The sequence below is a fragment of the Streptomyces sp. SP17BM10 genome (assembly GCF_036322405.1).
GTDB lineage: Bacteria > Actinomycetota > Actinomycetes > Streptomycetales > Streptomycetaceae > Kitasatospora.
The window spans coordinates 1-4,217 of record NZ_JAQYXB010000528.1; the positions used below are offsets into that span (position 1 = coordinate 1).

Consider the following 4,217-nt stretch of genomic DNA (forward strand, 5'->3'; position numbering starts at 1 on the left):
GGTTGAGCCACACGTTGACCGTGCCGTCCGGGTTGATCACCCAGTAGTCGGCCTTGCCGTCACCGTCGAAGTCCGCGAGCCGGACCCGGCTGCGGTCGGTGGTCACGCCGGTCGCGACCTTGCCGAGCGACTGCCAGCCGCCGCCACCGTCGCCACCGTGGTTGAGGTAGGCGTGGACCGAACCGTCGTCCTCGATGGTGACGTAGTCCGGCTTGCCGTCGCCGTCGAAGTCGGCGAACCGCAGCCGGCCGCTGCCCCCGACCTCGTTCGCGGTCGCCGAGCGGTGGTCGCGGGTGTCCGCGATCCACCCGGCGATGTCGTCGACCCGGGTCTCGGTGGCACCCTGGCGGGTCTCGGACTCACCGAGGCAACCGCCCTGCCAGGCACGGCTGATGACGGCGGCCAGCGTGATGCCGCCGTTCTCGGCCCGCACCGCCGGGGCACCGGCGTCGCCCTTGCAGACGGTGTCGGCCGCGGTCTTGGCGGTCAGGTCCACGCTGGCGGAGGCGACGGCACCGGTCGTCAGCGTCACGCTGTGGGACTGGGCCGGCAGCCAGTCGGTCTTGGTGCGGCCGAAGCCGAGCACCTGGAGGTCCTCGCCGGCGGTCGGCGCGGCCGTCGCGACCCGCACCGGCGTGACGCCGTTGGCGGGCTCGACCAGGCGCACCATCATGACGTCGCGGTCGTTGCGGGGCACGAGCGCCGAGACGTCGTAGCCACGACCGCCGATGGTGACCGCGGTCTGGGCCTTCGGGATGCCCGCCGGGACGGTGCTCAGGTCGTCGGGCTTGTCGGTGAAGCAGCTGGCCGCCGACAGCACCCACTGCGGGGCGATCAGCGTCGCCGTGCAGGAGCGCGAGCCCGGGTGACCGGGCTGCCCGACGGTGACGGTGCCGATCGCCGGGTTGGCGCCGGCCGCGGGCGCCGTCGCCGGGCCGTCGGTGGCGTTGAGCTCCAGCAGCGTGGTGGAGCCGCTGGTGCCGCCCTCGCCGACCGGGGTCCAGCCGTTCTTGTTGACGTCGATGCTGCTGACCGTGCCGGCCGTGTTCAGCGTGGCCTTGATCGCGTGGTCGTCGCCCTTGATGTTGTAGATCTGCGGGATCTCCAGCGACAGGTACCCCGTCGGCCCGGTGATCTTGAAGCAGACGTGACTCGGAGTGGCCACCCGGCTGTACAGCTCCACCAGGCCCGGGCCCGACGCGCAGTCCGCGAGCACGATGTGCCCGTCGCCCGCCTTGAGCGTGATGCCCCGGTCCGCCAGGACCTTCGCGGCGTCCGGGTAGGAGAAGTCCTCCGCCGCGGACGGCTTGGCCGGCTCCACCGCCGACGCCGGCGAGGACGAGAAAGTGGCCAGCGCGGGCACGGCCAGTGCCGCCGCCAGCGGCCGTATCAGTATCCGGCTAATTCGCAAAACAACTCCCCGTAAAACGACACGCCCGGGGAATCGCCAACGCCCCCCGAGCTGGCAAAGTCAAAACAAACCTCGCGAAAGCTACTGGGCGCATTTCGCGTACGTCAAACGGGCCGAATCCCTGCCGATGGCGGAGACTGACGGACGGTCGGCCGGACCGCCCGCCGATCCCGCGTCAATCCGCCATCGGCAGGGCCATGAAACTGATATATCGGGCAATCGGGGCGCGAGAAATCACCGCCGGGAAAAAGGGAGGTGATCGGTATCACAACTGTCCTGCGGGGCCTCGCAGGTCGCCCGCCCGCCGATCCGTCAGGCTCCCGCGGCCAGCCGCCGCCCCTCCTCCAGGAACGCCGTCACGCCCATGACGCCCGCGAGTGCGGCGAGCGGCCGGGCGGCACCGAACGGCGCGTTCCAGAAGCCGCCCTCGCGCGCGGTGTGCGGGCCGACGTACGCGTACGGCTCCGGGAGGTAAGCGTCGCCGAGCGAGACCCCGTAGTTCACGTCGTCGACGGTCACGCCGATGTCGAAGTGCTCGGGCCAGATGACCGGTTCCGCCCCCGGGAACAGCCCGCGCAGCGCGGCGTCACCGAGCGCGAAGCCGTGCAGCAGCCGGTGGGCCGCGGCCGGATCCACCTCGATCGAGTCGTCTGCCGCCCGGCCCGCCCCGTCCGCGTACAGCCCGTCGGGGGCGCCGGCCGACAGCCCGAGGGCCGCCCCGAGCGCCGCGCACGTGGTCCATTCGAGGGACAGCACCTGCCCCGGCGCCACCAGCTCCGCCCCCACCACCCGCAGCTCCGCCCCGACGGAGGTGGCGAACCCGCCCGCGCTCGCCCGCAGCCGGATCGTGCCGTCGGTGCGGTACTGCGGCCCGGCCAGGACCAGCTCGGCCACGGCGTGCAGGGAACGGCGGGTGCGTACGAGGGTCTCGGTGTCGATCTCGGTGTCCATGGACGAATGATCTCCCAGGTGGGAGGCGGGTGGGTAATCCCCCGCCTCCCGGCCCTACCCTGCGTTCCCCCGGTCGCTACGGCAGGCTCACGCCGACGGTCGTCGCCCAGATCTCGTCCGTGGAGGCCGACGGCGCGACGCTGCCCCAGGCCAGCGCCAGCCGGGTCGGCGACAGCGCGGACAGGCCGAAGGTGTCCCCGGTCCACACCGTGCCCGTCCCGCAGTCCCGCGAGACCCGCACGGGGGCGGACAGCCACCCGCGCGTCGTCGAGAACGTCCGCAGGTACTGCGCGAAGCCGCGCGGGTCACTGCTCGACAGCCAGCCCACGTACGCGATCCCGGGCGGGCCGGCGACGACCTGCATGACGTGCGGGACGTTCAGCGTGTCCGCGGGGACCCGCACCGGCGGCGGCCGGCGAGGCCAGCACCGGAGCGGCGGTGAGGACGAGGACGGTGGCGCCGGCGCAGAGGCCGACCACCAGGGATCCGAACGTGTCGCGACGTGCGTGCCCGGCTACGGTGCTCCTGCGATGCAATGACTGGCCATCAGTGGAACATCCGGTCACCGCTGTTGGCCATGCGGTGGCTGCCGCCGTGCTTGTTCACCCAGTCGCGGATCATGGTGATCGCGTTGGCGCACTGCCAGCTGTCCTCGTACTCGCGGACCCCGGTGAAGGCGCCGTAGCCGGCGATGATGCCGTCCACCCGGGCGTCCCCCAGCAACTTGTCGACGTACCACGGGTCGTTGTAGGTCGTCGTCCACGACAGCGTCGCCGCGAGCCGGCCGGCCGCACGGTCCGCCGCGCCCTTCTTCAGCTCCGTGCAGGTGTTCCAGGTGGCCTCGGTGCAGTTGCCGAAGCCCTTGGTGATGTCCGAGTCGCCGTAGTCCATCGCCCGGCGACCCACCGGGATGCCGCCGCCGAACCGGCTGTAGGCGCTCTGGACCGCGTCCCGCGACCCGGTCGTCGTCATGCCCTCCAGCGGCCCCAGCTTCCCCGCCAGGCTCTGCCAGCCCCGGCCGCCCACGTCCGGGGTGTTGCCGCCGTGGTACTCGTAGAAGCCGTAGATCACCTGGATCCCGGCCGCCGTCAGCCGCTGCGCCTTGTCGTGCAGGCCGGCGACGCTGCAGGTGCGGTTGGGCGCCTCACCGCAGTAGTCGGGGTCCTTGATGTCCAGCCAGACGAGGGCCAGCCGGCGCCCCGCGCCGGCGTTGGAGACGATCCGGTCGATCATGCTGTCGAAGCTCGGGCCCAGCCGGTTCTCACCGGCCGAGGAACAGTCGTGGTACGCCCGCCATTCGTTCGGGTTCCACCAGGAACAGACGTCGATCTCGATCCCGTTGGCACCGTGCTTGAGGGCCGCGTCGACGCCGTCCAACGTGTCGACGCGGTGCGCGATCGCGTAGACCGCCCGACGGGTGTCGGCCGCCGCCGCGGAGGTCGTGTCGAGCGCGGTGACGCCGAGGATCCCGCACAGCCCTGCGGTCAGCGCCGACAACAGCCGCCGGCCGGTGCCACGCCTGAGACGAGTGCTCAAGGTACCCACCCCTTCTTGTCGGTGTTCGTTCATTCGATCCCACCAACCGCATGTTGACACACGGCAAACGATCGACAAACGAAATCCGGCCACGCCCGATCCCGATCGGCATCCCGGGCGGGCCGCCGTGGCGGGCACCGGAGCGCGAAAAACAGAGAAGCCCCATCCGGTGACCGGACGGGGCTTCTCGTGAATGATTGTTCGGCGGCGTCCTACTCTCCCACAGGGTCCCCCCTGCAGTACCATCGGCGCTGTGAGGCTTAGCTTCCGGGTTCGGAATGTAACCGGGCGTTTCCCTCACGCTATGACCACCGAAACA

At 71.3% G+C, this 4,217-nt stretch carries 4 protein-coding genes and 1 rRNA gene; all 5 read right to left on the minus strand.

The window, feature by feature from the left end; all coding sequences use genetic code 11:
• Positions 1-1,411: trypsin-like serine protease (locus PUR71_RS10970; protein ID WP_329926549.1), on the minus strand; the 1,411-nt coding region annotated here is incomplete at its 3' end.
• A gap of 312 nt (positions 1,412-1,723) precedes the next feature.
• The gene (locus PUR71_RS10975) at positions 1,724-2,362 is read right to left on the minus strand and encodes a hypothetical protein (RefSeq protein ID WP_329926551.1); all 639 of its coding nucleotides are present in this window, start codon (positions 2,360-2,362) and stop codon (positions 1,724-1,726) included.
• 76 nt (positions 2,363-2,438) lie between these two features.
• Complete coding sequence (locus PUR71_RS10980) at positions 2,439-2,765, minus strand: hypothetical protein (protein WP_329926552.1); 327 nt, start codon at positions 2,763-2,765, stop codon at positions 2,439-2,441.
• 143 nt (positions 2,766-2,908) lie between these two features.
• A complete protein-coding gene (locus PUR71_RS10985; RefSeq protein WP_329926553.1) occupies positions 2,909-3,898 on the minus strand; it encodes a phospholipase in 990 nt (329 codons plus the stop codon).
• Between the two features lie 199 nt (positions 3,899-4,097).
• A 5S ribosomal RNA gene (rrf, locus tag PUR71_RS10990) occupies positions 4,098-4,214 on the minus strand.
• Between the last annotated feature and the right edge of the window lie 3 nt (positions 4,215-4,217).

Coding starts and splice junctions, on each gene's coding strand:
- PUR71_RS10975 (WP_329926551.1), bottom strand. CDS start 2,362: ATGGACACCGAGATCGACACCGAGACCCTCGTACGCACCCGCCGTTCC.